This window comes from Caulobacter sp. AP07 (genome assembly GCF_000281955.1).
Classification (GTDB): Bacteria; Pseudomonadota; Alphaproteobacteria; order Caulobacterales; family Caulobacteraceae; genus Caulobacter.
Genome location: NZ_AKKF01000014.1, coordinates 1 through 15,643, shown reverse-complemented (window position 1 = coordinate 15,643; position 15,643 = coordinate 1). Strand labels below are relative to the sequence as shown.

Below are 15,643 nucleotides of genomic sequence, written 5' to 3'. Positions count from 1 at the left end.
TCACGTCGGCGCGTAGGGAGGGAAGACTATGCGCAGATCGTTCGACCGCCGCCTCGCCTGGGGCTCCACCGCCGCAGCGGCGCTGATGATGCTGGCCACCCCCGCGGCCGTCCACGCCCAGCAGCAGCGGGTCACCTACAGCTTCGACATTCCCGCCCAGGACCTGAGCGGCGCCCTGCGCGCCTTCGGTCAGGCTTCGGGCCAGCAGGTGGCCTTCGACGAGGCGACCGTGCGCGGCAAGCGCGCCCCGGCCCTGAGCGGCGCCTACACCGCCGACGCCGCGCTCAAGCGCCTGCTGAGCGGCGCCGGCCTGTCGGCCCAGCCCACCGCCAGCGGCGTCTACGCCATCCGCGCCAAGACCCTGCTGGTGGCCACCAGCGCCCAGAGCCAGGCCGAACCCGCCACCGCCGTCGAACCCGAGCCCGAGACCCCCTCGCAGGTCGAGGAAGTGATCGTGGTCGGCACCCCGGGCGGCAAGGGCATCGACAAGCTGTCGGCCAGCTTCGCCGTCACCACCGTCAACGCCGACGACATCGCCAAGGCCTCGCCCAAGAGCACGGCCGAACTGCTGACCCTGGTGCCCGGCGTCTGGGTGGAAACCTCGGGCGGCGTGGCCGGCGCCAACGTCTTCGTGCGCGGCTTCCCCGCCACCGGCGACGCCGAGTTCCTGACCATCCAGTTGCAGGGCGCGCCGATCTATCCGCCCTCGACCCTGTCGTTCCTCGAGAACAGCTCGATCTTCCGGGTCGACGAGACGGTGTCGCGGATGGAAGCCCTGCGCGGCGGCCCCAACCCGATCTTCTCCAACGGCCAGCCGGGCCTGACCACCAACTTCCAGCTCAAGGACGGCGGCGAGGAAACCCACGGCCTGGTCAAGGCCTCGACCTCGGACTACGGCCTGCGCCGCATCGACGGCGTGCTGAGCGGCAAGCTGGCGGACGACCTGTTCTTCATGGTCGGCGGCTACGCCACCCGCTCGCACGGGGTGCGCGACACCCAGTTCGACAACGAGAACGGCCAACAGTTCACCGTCAACATCACCAAGCGGATGGAGAACGGCAAGTTCAACCTCTATGGCCGCTTCACCGACGACCACGGCGCCTGGTACCTGCCGTTCGCGGTCAATGTGCCGGGCATCGACCGGGGCGAATACACCCAGCTGGGCGAGGCCAGCCGCTTCCACACCCTGCAGGTCAACGGCAACGGCGCCACGCGCAGCTTCGACCTGGCCGACGGCCGGGGCTGGAAGGGCTATGTGATCGGCGGCAGCTTCGAGCATGACTTCGGCGACGGCTGGACCCTGCGCGACCGCTTCAGCGTCACCAAGGGCGACGCCAACACCTACGGCCTGGTGCCGGACGGCGGCGCGGTGACCGTCTCCGCCCTCAACACCGTGGTCCCCGGGGCGATCAAGACCCGCGGCGGCGCCACCCTGGCCTCCACCGACTACGTGCAGAACTGGGGCGCCTGGATCGTCGAGAAGCAGATCGAGGCGATCACCAACGACCTCAGCCTCTCCAAGACCTTCGGCGCGCACGCCCTGTCGGCCGGCTACTACGCCTCCAGCTTCTCGTCGGACGACTTCTGGACGATCGGCAACTTCCGCCCGATGCAGGTCAAGGCCAACGGCGACTACCTGGCCGCGCCGATCACCTGCGCCAACCTGGCCACGGCGGGCAGCGGCTCGGGCTGCTGGGGCTATGGCCTGACCTCGGCCGGCGACGGGCGGGTGGACGCGATCTACCTGGCCGATTCCTGGCAGGTGTTCGATCCCCTGCGCATCGACCTGGGCGTCCGCCGCGAGCGCTTCAAGACCGACTACGTGGTCGATGACGGCCCGGGCTTCCCCGACGGCCTGGCCCCGCGCATCACCGACTACAGCAACAGCAAGACGTCCTACACGGTCGGCGTGAACTACGACATCAACGCCACCTCGGGCGTGTTCGGCCGCTATTCGCGCGGCTACAAGTTCCCCAGCTTCGACAATTTCCGCGAAAACCTGACCGACACCCTCAGCGTCGACCAGTACGAGCTGGGCTACAAGCTGCGCAGCGGGCCGTTCGAACTGTACGCCACCGGCTTCGCCAACGAGTTCAAGGGCGCCAAGTTCGCCGACGTCGGCGGCATCCAGGAGAGCAACAGCAACAAGGCCCACGGCATCGAGCTGGACGGTCGCTGGCGCTCGGACTTCGGCCTGTCCCTGGCCCTGAACGGCACCTTCCAGAAGACCGAGATCACCAAGTCCAGCATCCCGGCCAACAAGGGCAACAGCGCCCAGCGCCAGCCCGACTGGATGATCCGCTTCACCCCCAGCTACGACGTGACCCTGGGGGCGGTGGACGCCACCTTCTACGGCACGGTCGCGGCGGTGGACGACCGCTTCGCCGACAACGCCAACACCCAGGTGCTGAAGGGCTACACCAAGATCGACCTGGGGATGATCTTCGACGTCTCGGACTTCACCGTCCAGATCGCCGCCGACAACCTCACCGACAGCCACGGCCTGACCGAGGGCGACCCGCGCTCGACCAGCGGCGCCAACGCCCGGCCGATCTTCGGCCGCTCGTTCAAGGTCAGCGTCGGCTACAACTTCTGACCGGTCCATCGCCGATCAGTCTCCGCCGGGCTGGCCCCAATCCGGTCCGGCGGAACAGGCAGTTGCTCCCCAAGTGACTCCCTGCAACGGATCGGGTCCTCGCGGACCCGGTCCGTCCTTTTATCGATCTGCTTGTGATTCAACCGCTCATTCCGGCTTTCGCCGGGACGAGCGGGATAAGGAGGAACCGCCGTGAACCGTCGCCACGTCCTGATCGCCTCCATCGCCTGGCTAGGCCTGGCTTCACCGGCCCTGGCCCAGATCGCGAACGCGGTCCCCTCCCCGGCCGACACCTACGCCGAGCTGTTCCACCAGGTGCAGATGCGCAAGCTGTTCCCTGACGGCAAGACCTTCGTCGACGCCGCGCCCAAGCGCCCGCCGGCCCAGATCCTGGCCGCCTACCGGGCCCGCGCCACCTTCACCGACGCCGAACTCAAGCGCTTCGTGCGGGCCAACTTCGATGTCCCCGAAAGCGCCCCGGCGCCGCCGCCGTCCAAGGACCGCACCACGCTCAAGGCCCACATCGCCGCCCTCTGGCCGGTGTTGACCCGCCCGCCCGTGACCGCCGTCGAAGGCGGCTCGGCCTTGCCGCTGGACAAGCCGTTCGTCGTGCCCGGCGGGCGTTTCCGCGAGATGTACTACTGGGACAGCTACTTCACGATGCTGGGCCTGGCCGCCGACGGCCAGCATGAGGCGGTCGAGAACATGGTCGACGACTTCGGCGGCCTGGTGGACCGCTACGGCCACATCCCCAACGGCACGCGCAGCTACTATCTCAGCCGCTCGCAGCCGCCGTTCTACTTCGCCATGGTCGGGATCGCCGACAAGACCGACAAGGCGCGCTTCAAGGCCCGCGTCGACCTGATGCGCCGCGAGCACGCCTTCTGGATGGACGGCGAGAAGGGCCTGGCGCCTGGCGCCGCCCACCGCCGGGTGGTCGCCCTGCCGGACGGCGCGATCCTCAACCGCTATGCCGACGACCGCACGACGCCGCGCGACGAGTCCTACCGCGAGGACGTACTGACGGCTCGCGAGGCTGCCAACCGCCCCGCCGGCGAGGTGTTCCGCGACCTGCGCTCGGGCGCCGAGAGCGGCTGGGACTACAGCTCGCGCTGGATGGCCGACGGCAAGAGCCTGAAGACCATCCAGACCACCTCGATCCTGCCCGTCGACCTCAACAGCCTGCTCTACGGCCTGGAAACGGCCATCGCCGAGGGCTGCGGGGCGGTGTCCGATCCGGCCTGCGCCGACGAGTTCACCGGCCGCGCCAAGGCCCGCCGCGCGGCGATGGACGCCTATCTGTGGGACGCCCCGCGCGGACTGTATCTCGACTACCAGTGGCGCGACCGCGCCAGGCTGGACCATCCCAGCGCCGCGACGCTCTATCCGCTGTTCGTCGGCGCCGCGAGCCCCGACCAGGCCAAGGCGGTGGCGGCCCAGACCCGCGCCCTGCTGCTGGCCCCCGGCGGCCTGCGCACCACCACCGTCACCACCGGCCAGCAGTGGGACACCCCCAACGGCTGGGCGCCGCTGCAATGGGTGGCGGTCTCGGGCCTGCGCCGCTACGGCGAGGACGCCCTGGCCCAGGACATCGGCGAGCGCTGGCTGAAGACCGTGGCCCGCGAATACCAGGCCAGCGGCAAGATGCTGGAAAAGTACGACGTCGAGGAAGCCAAGGCCGGCGGCGGCGGGGAATATCCGCTGCAGGACGGGTTCGGCTGGACGAACGGGGTGACGCGGGTGCTGCTGGAGATGTATCCGGCGGCGATTTCACAATAGCCCGTCATCCCCCGACTTGTTCGGGGGACCCAAGCCACGCCGGCCAAGTCAGCTTGGGTCCCCCGCATAAAGCGGGGGATGACGGGTGTGGGTTGGTTTGGTCGTCGGCCTAAGCCGCCGCCACAACCTCGTCATCCACCCCCACCTCGCGCGGCGGGGCGTTGTAGATCGCCAGATCCAGAATTCCCTCCCGCTTGGCCACGATGGTCGGCACCAGGGCCTGGCCGGCGACATTGACCGCCGTGCGGCCCATGTCGAGGATCGGGTCGATGGCCAGCAGCAGGCCGACGCCTTCCAGCGGCAGGCCCAGGGTCGACAGCGTCAGGGTCAGCATCACCACCGCCCCGGTCAGGCCGGCCGTGGCCGCCGAGCCCAGCACCGAGACGAAGACGATCAGGCCGTAGTCGGTGACGCTCAGCGGCAGGTGATAGAACTGGGCGATGAAGATCGCCGCCACGGCCGGATAGATCGCCGCGCAGCCGTCCATCTTGGTGGTCGCCCCCAGCGGCACGGCGAAAGCGGCATAGGCGCGCGGCACGCCCAGACGGGTCTCGGTGACGCTCTCGGTGACCGGCAGGGTCCCGACCGACGAGCGCGACACGAAGCCCAGCTGGATGGCCGGCCAAGCTGCCTGGAAGAACCGCAGCGGGTTCAGGCCGTGCAGCGCCAGGATCGTCGGGTAGACCACCAGCAGCACCAGGGCCAGGCCGATATAGATGGCGGCGGTGAAGGCCCCCAGCTGGCTCAGCGTCGTCCAGCCGTACTGCGCCACGGCGTTGCCCAGCAGGCCGACGGTGCCGATCGGGGTCAGGCGGATCACCCACCACAGCACCTTGCGCACCACGGCCAGGGCCGAGGCGTTGAACGCCAGGAAGCCCTCCGCGGCCGGGCCGACCTTGATGGCGGCGATCCCGGCCACCAGGGCCAGGACCAGGATCTGCAGCACGTTGAACGAGGTCGTGGTGGTGGCCGCGCCGTCGACGATCTTGGTCGAGGCTTGCAGGCCCAGGATGTTGGACGGAACCAGGCCCGTCAGGAAGTCGAGCCACGAACCGGTGGTGCGCGGGGCGTGCGCCGTCGCCAGGTCGACGACGGCGTGGTCGCCCGGTCGCAGGACCAGGCCCAGGGCGATGCCGATGGCCACGGCGATCAGGGCGGTGATCGCGAACCACGCCAACGTGCGCCAGACCAGCCGCGCGGCGTTCTGCAGCTCCCGCAGGTTGGCGATGCTGGCGACGATGGCGGTGAACACCAGCGGCGGCACCAGGGTGCGCAGCAGCTGGACGAAGATCGAACCGACCAGGCGCAGCGCCTCGGCCAGGCCATGGCCCGCCTGGCCTTCCGCCGGTCCCAGCGACCGGGCCAGCAGGCCCAGCCCCAGGCCGACGGCCATGGCGATCAGCACCTGGACGCCGAACCCGCCGATGAACCGGCTCTTGGCGGCTTTCGCCTGGACCTGGGCCATGTCGATCCCCTCGTGAGAGCCGATTGCGGCTCCCTGCATGAACGCCTCAAGGCGCGCGCCGGGCAAGACCGCGCGGACCTTCTTGCCTTCGCTTCTGACGCTGCCAGGTGGAAACGCCCAATCAGAATTCGTCGACGCCGCTTCAGTGCACCTGGATCGTCCGGATCGCGCAAGACGGCGCCCGGCGTCGGCGTGTCACATGGTGGCCATGGTTCGGTGGCTTTAGAAGGGGATCAGTCGCAGCCTCCACTCCCCGGGAATCCCATGAGCCTGTCCTTCCTCGTCGGCGCCGTCATCGGCTCGGGCGTTTTCATCGTATTGGGTCGCGCCCCCGCCCAGAAGCTGGTCGACGCCGTCGCGGCCCGGATCGGCAAATCGCGCTGACCTTCGTCGGAAGCATCGCGCCCAACGCCTGAAAGTCTTCGCCGCTCATACTCGTCCGAACACGCAAGCGTGTCGGAACGAAGTCTATGCGCGGGCCGTTCTTTGTATCGACGCGCCATTGGCGCGCCTCAGATGCCAAGGAGGCGTTCATGTCTATTCTTGCGTGGATCGTGCTGGGCCTCGTGGCCGGGTTCATCGCCAGCAAGCTCGTAAGCCGCACCGGCGGCAGCCTGGTGGTGGACCTGGTGCTCGGGATCGTCGGCGCCGTGGTCGGCGGCTTTCTGTTCAGCCAGTTCGGCGCTGGCGGCGTTTCGGGACTGAACCTCTACAGCCTGCTGGTCTCGGTAATCGGCGCGGTGGTCGTTCTGGCCATCTACCACGCGTTCACCGGCCGCAAAGCTCTCTGACGCCCCGCACGACCGATAGAGAAGCGGCGCCTTCGGCTCAACCGGAGGCGCTTTTTTCTTGAACGGACCACGAAAAAGCCCGGACGCCGAAGACGCCCGGGCTTTCGTTCCTGGACCGAAGGCCGCGCCCCCTAGTGGACGGTGACGGCCACCGGCTCCTCGAGAAGGGCCGGCGCGGCGACCCGGGCCGACCAGCCGAAGGCGGCGATCACCAGGTAGCAGACGGCCGGCAACAGGAAGGCCAGGGCCAGGCCGATATGGTCGCTGATGAAGCCGGTCGCGGGCGGGATCAGGGCCCCGCCGACGATCGCCATGCACAGCAGACCCGAGGCCGCGGGCGTCCGATGGCCCATGCCCTCGATGCCCAGGGTGAAGATGGTCGGGAACATGATCGAGTTGAACAGGCCCACCGCGATCAGGGCGTAGCCAGCTGACACGCCGTGGGTGAAGGCCGAGACGCTGATCAGGCCGACGACGACCAAGGCGCAGAACGCCAGCACCTTGCCCGGCGACACGCGGGCCAGCACGAACGAACCGATCAGCCGGCCCACCATGGCCCCGCCCCAGTAGAACGACACCATGCCGCCCGCCTTCGACAGCGTCAGGCCCAGGGTGTCGGGCTGGCTGAGATAGCTGGTCATGTAGGTGCCGATCGACACCTCGGCGCCGACATAGAGGAAGATGCACAGCACGGCGAAGGCCAGGCGCCTGTGCTTGAGCATGCCCAGCATCTCGCCCACCCCGACCACCTTCTCGGCGACGGGGGCGTTGCTGTTCTTGCGCAGCAACCAGAACAGCAGGGCCAGGGCCAGCAGCACGCCGGCGATGATCATGTACGGCGTCTGGACGGCATGGGCCTGGGCGTGGCGGACCACGGCCAGTTGGGCGGCCGTCAGGGTGTCGGCGGGCGGCGCCTTCTCGATGTGGCTGAGGATCAGCGCCGAGCCGACGAACGGAGCCAGGAAGGTGCCGAACGAGTTGAGGAACTGGGCGAAGGTCAGGCGGCTGGACGCGGTCGCCGGCTTGCCGAGGATGGCCACCAGCGGATTGGCCGCGACCTGCAGGATGGTGATGCCCGAGGCCAGCACGAACAGCGCGCCCAGGAAGCCCCAGTAGACGCCGGCGTTGGCGGCCGGGGCGAACAGCAGGCAACCGACCATCATGACCAGCAGGCCGACCACCACCGTGCGCAGGTAGCCCAGCTTGGCCAGCAGGGCGCTAGCCGGCAGCGAGACCACCGCATAGCCGATGAAGAACGCGAACTGGGTCAGCCCGGCTTCGAAATTGGTCAGCGAGAACAGCGACTTGAGGGCCGGGGCCACCAGATCGACCAGGCAGGTCGAAAAGCCCCAGGCGAAGAACAGCAAGATCACGAAGGGCAGCAACGCGCCCGACTTGCCCCCCGATGCGTCCGATGCCGCGCTCGTCGGCGCGGCGGCGCCCATACCTGCCATGTGATTTCACTCCCCTGTCCGTCGTTGCGGGACGGGACATCCATCTCATCGGTGACAACGTTGTCAAGCACAGAGGCCAAAAACACGTCGCCGAGGGGTCCCGGGACGGAAGCGGTCGCACGATTCGTCGCTTGATCCGAAAGCCGCCGCGACGCGCCCCACGGCCCGTCATCCTCGGACGTTGGGGGCTAGGCGGCCTTGCGGCTGGGCGCCCGGACGACCGGCGCCGTCCAGACGTCGTGGGTCGCCTCGCCGGCCAGGATGTTTTCGGCGGTCAGCAGGCCGCTGAGCATGCCGTGATCGCGGCCGCCCGCCCGGTGCAGGCCGTTGCGGCCGGCCAGGTGCAGGGTCGGGAACTGCATCTTCAGGTCCAGCCGGATCATCGCCCGATGCTCGGCGCAGTCCTCGTCCTCGATCGGGATCGCCTTGCGCTGGCGCACGACGACGGCGTCCTGGACGGCGCCGCGGTCCATCAGCCCCATCGCGGCCGCCTCGCGCCGGGCCAGGCTGATCAGTTCGACGTCGCCGGCCGTCCACAGGCCATCGCCCTCGAAGCAGAAATATTCCAGGCCGATACAGCTGAGATCGCCGGCCGGGGCCATACCCGGCGACCAGGCGCGGAAGTTCTGTACCCGGCTGACCTTCAGGTCGGCGTCGTGGACGTCGATCGCCGTCTCGCGCAGCGGTTCGCGCGGACGCCCGATCAAGGCGACGGTGATCTGGTCGCGATACATCAGCTCGCCGGCGTGGAAGAGGCTGATCGGCGTCGGCCGCAGCGCGACGGCCAGCTCGCGCAGCGGCGCGGTGGAGATCACCTGGTCGGCGGTATAGGTCTCGCAGGCGCCGTCGGCCCCGCGGGCCGAAACCGTCCAAAGCTGGCCGGCGAGGTCGAACCGCAGTTCCTCGACGCGCCGGTCCAGGCCGATCTCGCCACCCAGGTCGACGATCCGCGCCGCGCAGGCCCGCCACAGCGATCCCGCCCCGTCGCGGGGATAGCGGAAGCTGGCCGAGGGCCTGGCCGCCCCGGGCCAACCGGGCGGCATCTGGTCGCTGACCAGGCCCGACACCTTCTCGGCGAAGGGCCGGAACAGCATCGCGGCCAACTTGCCGCCGACACGGTTGCGGACCTCGTCGCTGAAGCTCCTGGGCGCCTTGATCGGACGAATCTTGGCCATGCCGAAAGAGGCCAGGCACGCCGCGCCGCCGCGCAGGCCCAGGTGGGCCAGGGCTTCCCGCGTCTTCAGCGGATAGGCGTAGAACTGGTCGCGGTGATAGATTCGCGTGGTGCGCGGCTGCTCGACGAAGCCGTCCGGCAGCAGCTCGGACCACAGGTCGCGCACGCCGGGCGACGCGGATTCGAAGGCCTCGCCGTCCAGGTCGATGTGGAAGCCGTCGTGGACGATCGTGCGGCTGCGGCCGCCGACCTGCCCGTCCATCTCCAGCACGGTGACGTCGCGCCCGGCCTTGGCCAGGACATAGGCGGCGGTCAGGCCGGCGGGTCCAGCCCCGATCACCAAGGTTTCGACGTGCTGGCCCATGACGCGATGGTCCTCGTTCGAGGCTATCATCGCCAAATTTGGTTAAGATCGCGTCCCCGACCCTGGTGAGCCGAGCGGTAAAACTCGACTTGGGGCGTTGTGTCGCGGCCCGCCGTTCAGGCCAGTTGGCCGGCGATCGGCAGGCTGCGGATCCGCTTGCCGGTCGCCGCGAAGATGGCGTTGACCAGGGCGGCCGGCGCGGGCGGCAGGGCCGGTTCGCCCAGGCCCGTCGGGTCGTGGTCGGTGACGCGGAAATGCACCTCGACGTCCGGCGCGTCGGCGAAGCGCAGCATCGGGAAATCGCCGAAATTGCTCTGGGTGGCCGCTCCGTTCTCGATGGTGATCTGCTGGCCCATGGCCGAGCCGACGCCGTCGAGGATCGAGCCCTGCACCTGCTGCTCGGCCCCGTTGGGGTTGACGATCTGCCGGCCGACATCCACCGCCGCCCAGGCCTTGCGCACCTCGACCTGGCCGTCGGCCACCGCCACCTCCATGACCACCGCCACATAGCCGCGATGGCTGTAGTGGCAGGCCACGCCCAGGCCGACGCCCTTGCCGGTCTTGCGGCCCCAGCCCGACTTCTCGGCGACCAGGTCGAGCACGCCGCGCATGCGGCCGGTGTCGAAGCTGTCGCCCTTGCCCGGCTCGCCGATCAGCCGCGGCTCGCCCAGCAGCCTGCGGCGGAAGGCCACCGGGTCCTGGCCGGCCGCATGGGCGACCTCGTCGGTGAAGCCCTGGAGCACGAAGCCATAGGCGTTGTTGCCCGGAGCCCGCAGCCAGCCGGTCGGCACGCCCAGCGGCATCACCGAGACGTCCAGCGCGTAGTTGGGCACGGCGCCGAACGGGAACTGGGTGGCGTTCATGCCCGCCGCCCGCACGAACTTCTCCCCTTCGCCGAAGGAGACGAAGTGGTTGCGCCAGGCGACTAGGTCGCCCTTGGCGTCCAGCCCGGCCGTCAGGCTGTGGTAGCCGGCGGGGCGATAGAAGTCGTGCTGCAGGTCGTCCTCGCGGGTCCACAGCAGCTTGACCGGCGCGCCGACCACCTTGGAGATCCACGCCGCCTCGACCATGAAGTCGTTCATCAGCCGCCGGCCGAAGCCGCCGCCGCTGCGGGTGAAATGGAGGGTGATGTCGTCGGGCTTGATCCCCAGGGTCTTGGCCACCAGCTCGCGGCCGTCCTCGGGGTTCTGGGCCGGAGCCCAGATCTCGACCTTGCCGTCCTTGAAGCTGGCCGTGCAGTTCTGCGGCTCCAGGGTGGCGTGGGCGTTGAACGGATAGCTGTACTCGGCCTGGACCACCTTGGCCGCGCCACCGAGCGCGGCCTTGACGTCGCCGACGGTTCGGACATTGCGGTGCGGCGGCTGCTTGTGCAGCGCGGCCGCCTGGGCGGCGAAGCCGGCGCTGCTCTGGGCGCTGGTCGGGTGATCGGCCCAGGTGACCTCCAGCGCGTTGCGGCCCTTGCGCGCCGCCCACCAGGTGTCGCCCACCACCACCACGCCGCCGAGCAGGCCTTCCAGCTCGGTCCCGCCATCGACCACGAAGGCGTGGCGCACGCCCTTGACCGCCTTGGCCGGCGCCAGGTCGACCTCGGCCACCTTGGCGGCGAACACCGGGGCCTTGAGGAAGGTGGCGTACAGCATGCCCGGCACGCGCACGTCGATGCCGTACAGCGGCTTGCCGGTGACGATGGCCGGGGTGTCGGACTGCTTCTGGGGCTTGCCGATGATGCGGTAGGTCTTGGGATCCTTGAGCACCAGGGTCTTGGGATCGGGCGCCGCCAGGCCGGCGGCGGCCTGGGCCAGCTCGCCGTAGGAAGCCCGGCGCTTGCCGGCCGCGTCGACCACGAAGCCCGGCTCGGTGGTCAGGCCCGCCGCTGGGGTCTTCCAGCGCTGGGCGGCCGCCTGGATCAGCAAGGCGCGGCCGACCGCGCCGACCTGGCGCATCGGCGTCCAGTCGTCCGGGGTCGAGGTGCTGCCGCCGGCCGACTGCTCGCCGAACACCTTGGCGTCGATCGGCGCCTGCTCGATCCGCACCCTGGACCAGTCGGCGTCCAGTTCTTCGGCGATCAACATCGGCGACGAGGTCTTGATCCCCTGACCGATCTCCGGACGGGTGGCGGCGATGGTCACCACGCCGTCGGGCGCGATGCGGACGAAGGCGCTGAAGGGATTGGCCGTCGCCTCGCCCTCCGCCCGGCCGGCGGCCGGCAGGTTGAACGACAGCAGCAGGCCGCCGCCGGCCGCCGCGCCGGTCTTCAGGAACAGGCGGCGCGAAGGGCTATGCGGGAAGGTCGCGTCCATGGTCACGCCTCCACCTGGCCGGAGGCGACCTTGATGGCCTTGCGGATGCGGATGTAGGTGGCGCAGCGGCAGATGTTGCCGTTCATCGCCGCGTCGATCTCGTCGTCGGTCGGCTTGGGCGCGGCGGTCAGCAGGGCCGTGGCCGACATGATCTGGCCGGCCTGGCAGTAGCCGCATTGCGGTACGTCGATGGCCGTCCAGGCCTGCTGCACCTTGGCGCCGACCGGTCCGGCCCCGACGCCCTCGATCGTGGTCACCGCCTTGGCGCCCACCCGGGCCAGGGAGGTGACGCAGGAGCGCATCGCCACGCCGTCGATGTGCACGGTGCAGGCCCCGCACTGGGCCACGCCGCAGCCGTACTTGGTCCCGACCAGGCCCAGCACGTCGCGCAGCACCCACAGCAGCGGGGTGTCGGGCTCGGCGTCCACCGCATGGACCTGTCCGTTCACCTTGAGTTCGACCGCCATCGCGCTGCTCCTGATCGACCGCGGCGGCACAGTGCCAAAGCTCGGGCCCGGCGCCCAGAGGTCACGGTCGTTACAAAACCGTCATGCAAGGACTTGAACCCGAACAGCTTCCGTGGTTCGGCTCCGCCGCGCGGCGGCGTTCCTCCGTACAAGGACCGTGCGCGAGATTTCCACGCTTCGAACAGAGGATGAAGCGACCATGCTGGGTTTGTTCCGGGCCGTGATGCCCAAGGAAGACCGCTTCTACGACCTGTTCGCCCAACACGCCCAGACCCTGGTCGCCGGCGCCAACGCCCTGCGCGACCTGCTGGAAGGCGGCGACGGCGTCGAGGCGGCCAGCGCCCGCGTCTACCAGCACGAGGAAGAGGCCGACGAGATCACCCGCCAGGTGATGCAGGCCATCCGCCGCAGCTTCATCACCCCGTTCGACCGCAGCGACATCCAGGACCTGACCACCTCGCTGGACGACGCCATCGACCAGATGCGCAAGACCGCCAAGGTGGTCAGCCTGTTCGAGGTCAAGACCTTCGAGCCGCAGATGCGCGAAATGGCCCGGATCATCGTCGAGGCCGCCGAACTGACCGTCGAGGCCGTGGCCCTGCTGCCCAAGATGCGCCAGAACGCCCACCGGCTGACCGAGCTGGCCGTGCGGGTCACGCAGATCGAGGAACAGGCCGACCACATGTACGACCAGGGCCGCAAGGCGCTGTTCCTGGCCCACCGCACCGACGACCCGATGGCCTTCGTCGTCGGCGTCGACATCTACAGCCACCTGGAAAAGGTGGTCGACCGCTTCGAGGACGTCGCCAACCGCATCAGCGGTATCGTGATCGAGCAGGTCTAGTGGACCCCACCTTCCTCATCCTGGTCTTCCTGGTGGTGGTCGCCCTGGGCTTCGACTTCCTCAACGGCCTGCACGACGCCGCCAACTCGATCGCCACCATCGTCTCGACGCGGGTGCTGTCGGCCAGGTGGGCGGTGCTGTGGGCGGCGTTCTTCAACTTCATCGCCTTCCTGTTCTTCGGCCTGCACGTGGCCAAGATGGTCGGTTCTGGGATCATCGACCCGCACATCATCAGCGATCGGCTGATCTTCGCGGCCCTGATGGGGGCGATCAGCTGGAACCTGATCACCTGGTGGGCCGGCATCCCCTCCTCCAGCTCCCACGCCCTGATCGGCGGCCTGGTCGGCGCCTCGGTGGCCGCGGTGGGCGGCTTCGGCGCGGTGCAATGGGCGGGGCTGGGCAAGACCGCGGCGGGGATCGTCGTCTCGCCGCTGGTGGGTTTCCTGCTGGCGTTGCTGCTGGTGCTGCTGGTCTCGTGGACGTTCCTGAAGTCGTCGCCGTTCTTCGCCGACAAGGTGTTCCGCAAGCTGCAGTTCGTCTCGGCGGCGATGTACTCGCTGGGCCACGGCGGCAACGACGCCCAGAAGACCATGGGCATCATCGCCGCCCTGCTCTATGCTCACGGCGCGACGAACGCGCCGGGAACGATCCCGCTGTGGGTGGTGCTGTCCTGCCAGGCGGCCATGGCGCTGGGCACGCTGTTCGGCGGCTGGCGCATCGTTCACACCATGGGCAGCAAGATCACCCGCCTGACCCCGATGCAGGGCTTCTGCGCGGAAACCGGCGGAGCGATCACCCTGTTCCTGGCGACCCATATCGGTGTTCCGGTCTCGACGACTCACACGATCACGGGCGCTATTGTCGGCGTCGGCGCCTCGCGCCGGGTTTCGGCCGTCCGCTGGGGCGTGGCCAAGAGCATCGTCACCGCCTGGGTGGTGACCCTGCCCGCGGCCGGCCTGGTGGCCGCGGCCTTCTATTACCTAGGGTTCTGGATGAAGTGAGCGATCTGGCGGGTGGCAAGCAAGGGGGAAGCAAGACCGGACAGCGGCGCCGCCAGGTGGCCGCCCTGCCCTGGCGCGCCGCCCCCGGCGCGGATGGCGCCGGCCTGGAGATCCTGCTGGTCTCGTCCCGCGAGACCCGTCGCTGGGTGATCCCCAAGGGCTGGCCGATGAGGGGCAAGGCCGACCACCTGGCCGCCGCCCAGGAAGCCTACGAGGAAGCCGGCCTGGACGGCCGCATCGTCGACCGGCCGATCGGCGACTATCCCTATCTGAAGCGCCTGAAGAGCGGCGTGGGGCGGCCCGTCACGGTCGACGTCTATCCGCTGGAGGTCACCGGCGAGCACCCGACATGGCCCGAGAAGGGCCAGCGAGTCCTGCGCTGGATGAACCCGGTCGAGGCTGCGCTGGCGGTGCAGGAGCCGGAGCTGCGCGACCTGATCGCCCGGTTCGCCGGCGTCGAACTTCCGACCGAGGAACGCCCCGCCCCGGTCCCGGCCCCCACGCCGGTGAAAGTGGCTTTGCAGCGTCTGCGGCGACGGATCACGGTGCTGCTGAGCCACCCCCGGCGCTGATCTTCCGGGCGCCGATTCTGGGCGCAAGCTGGGGATAACTCGACAAACGCCTTCGCGTTATCTATGTTCTCGTTACGTTCCGGAACGAGAATCGCCATGCAGCTTTCCCTCGACCTCTCGACCTCCCCGCTCGAAGCCATGCGCGACGCGCTGCTGAAGACGTTCGGGCCGCAGCGCCCGACCAGGCGGCTCGACCCGGTGTCGCAGCTGGTCAAGTCGGCGATCAGCGGCCGGACCAAGGATGCGGTGTCCTGGGCGGCCTATCACCGCCTGAAGGACCGCTTCGCGACCTGGGAAGACCTGGCCGAGGCGCCGGACGCCGTGGTGCTGGAGCTCATCAAGGAGGTGAGTTATCCCGAGGACAAGGCCCGCCACCTGCCGCACGCCCTGCGCCTGATCCAGGTGCGCAGCGGCTGGAAACTGTCGCTCGACCATCTGAGCGAGCTGGAGCTGGACTCCGCCCGCTGGTGGCTGCAGGGCCTGCCCGGCGTCGGCGTCAAGGTCGCCGCCTCGGTGCTGAACTTCAGTCCCCTGAACATGCGGGCCCTGGTGGTCGACACCCATGTGCACCGCGTCGCCGGCCGGCTGGGCCTGATCCCGGCCAGCTACGACACCGCCCACGCCTACCGGGCGCTGATGGACCTGGTTCCCGACAGCTGGACGGCCGAGGACCTGTACGAGCTGCACTGGCTGATGAAGGGCCTGGGACAGCTGCTGTGCGGCCATCACGCGCCGCGTTGCGGGGCGTGTTCGCTGAAGGCGACCTGTTCGCGGGTCGGGGTGGAGCGCAGCGCGGATATTCTGGCGTGGCGGCCGCGATCCTAGAGCCCTCTCCC

The 15,643-nt window shown here is 69.3% G+C and carries 12 protein-coding genes; 7 read left to right on the top strand and 5 right to left on the bottom strand.

Annotated elements, in window-relative coordinates:
- Window positions 1-28 precede the first annotated feature (28 nt).
- Window positions 29-2,596 carry a TonB-dependent receptor domain-containing protein gene (locus tag PMI01_RS01450; protein ID WP_007662045.1) on the top strand — a complete coding sequence of 856 codons (2,568 nt, stop codon included), beginning with the start codon at window positions 29-31 and terminating at the stop codon, window positions 2,594-2,596.
- Between the two features lie 192 nt (window positions 2,597-2,788).
- Entirely contained in the window at window positions 2,789-4,375 is a 1,587-nt protein-coding gene (gene treF, locus PMI01_RS01445; RefSeq protein WP_007662044.1) for an alpha,alpha-trehalase TreF, read from the top strand.
- Window positions 4,376-4,484: 109 nt separating this feature from the next.
- Here the strand turns inward: treF and PMI01_RS01440 are convergent, their stop codons facing one another.
- Window positions 4,485-5,840 (bottom strand): dicarboxylate/amino acid:cation symporter, encoded by a 1,356-nt coding sequence (locus tag PMI01_RS01440; RefSeq protein ID WP_035033917.1) that lies wholly within the window; start codon window positions 5,838-5,840, stop codon window positions 4,485-4,487.
- Window positions 5,841-6,373: 533 nt separating this feature from the next.
- On the opposite strand from PMI01_RS01440, the gene PMI01_RS01435 reads away from it, so the two are divergent.
- Window positions 6,374-6,631 carry a GlsB/YeaQ/YmgE family stress response membrane protein gene (locus PMI01_RS01435; protein WP_007662038.1) on the top strand — a complete coding sequence of 86 codons (258 nt, stop codon included), beginning with the start codon at window positions 6,374-6,376 and terminating at the stop codon, window positions 6,629-6,631.
- Between the two features lie 131 nt (window positions 6,632-6,762).
- On the opposite strand, the gene PMI01_RS01430 is transcribed toward PMI01_RS01435, so the two are convergent.
- The 4 genes from PMI01_RS01430 to PMI01_RS01415 form a co-directional block, all read right to left on the bottom strand.
- The gene (locus PMI01_RS01430) at window positions 6,763-8,085 is read right to left on the bottom strand and encodes a sugar MFS transporter (protein ID WP_007662036.1); all 1,323 of its coding nucleotides are present in this window, start codon (window positions 8,083-8,085) and stop codon (window positions 6,763-6,765) included.
- A gap of 188 nt (window positions 8,086-8,273) precedes the next feature.
- Window positions 8,274-9,623 (bottom strand): FAD-dependent oxidoreductase, encoded by a 1,350-nt coding sequence (locus tag PMI01_RS01425; protein WP_007662035.1) that lies wholly within the window; start codon window positions 9,621-9,623, stop codon window positions 8,274-8,276.
- Between the two features lie 116 nt (window positions 9,624-9,739).
- Complete coding sequence (locus PMI01_RS01420) at window positions 9,740-11,923, bottom strand: xanthine dehydrogenase family protein molybdopterin-binding subunit (RefSeq protein WP_007662033.1); 2,184 nt, start codon at window positions 11,921-11,923, stop codon at window positions 9,740-9,742.
- 2 nt (window positions 11,924-11,925) lie between these two features.
- Window positions 11,926-12,390, bottom strand: a complete 465-nt coding sequence (locus PMI01_RS01415; RefSeq protein WP_007662031.1) for a (2Fe-2S)-binding protein — start codon at window positions 12,388-12,390, stop codon at window positions 11,926-11,928.
- Between the two features lie 199 nt (window positions 12,391-12,589).
- On the opposite strand from PMI01_RS01415, the gene PMI01_RS01410 reads away from it, so the two are divergent.
- The 4 genes from PMI01_RS01410 to nth all read left to right on the top strand — a co-directional run bounded on the left by PMI01_RS01410 (window position 12,590) and on the right by nth (window position 15,632).
- Window positions 12,590-13,234 (top strand): DUF47 domain-containing protein, encoded by a 645-nt coding sequence (locus PMI01_RS01410; RefSeq protein ID WP_007662029.1) that lies wholly within the window; start codon window positions 12,590-12,592, stop codon window positions 13,232-13,234.
- Window positions 13,234-14,235, top strand: coding sequence for an inorganic phosphate transporter (locus PMI01_RS01405; protein ID WP_007662027.1), 1,002 nt, complete (start codon window positions 13,234-13,236; stop codon window positions 14,233-14,235). Before PMI01_RS01410 ends, PMI01_RS01405 begins: the two co-directional genes overlap by 1 nt.
- A complete protein-coding gene (locus PMI01_RS01400) occupies window positions 14,232-14,807 on the top strand; it encodes an NUDIX hydrolase (RefSeq protein WP_007662025.1) in 576 nt (191 codons plus the stop codon). The genes PMI01_RS01405 and PMI01_RS01400 overlap by 4 nt, the downstream gene beginning before the upstream one ends.
- 96 nt (window positions 14,808-14,903) lie before the next feature.
- Window positions 14,904-15,632, top strand: coding sequence for an endonuclease III domain-containing protein (gene nth / locus PMI01_RS01395; protein ID WP_007662023.1), 729 nt, complete (start codon window positions 14,904-14,906; stop codon window positions 15,630-15,632).
- Window positions 15,633-15,643: the final 11 nt, after the last annotated feature.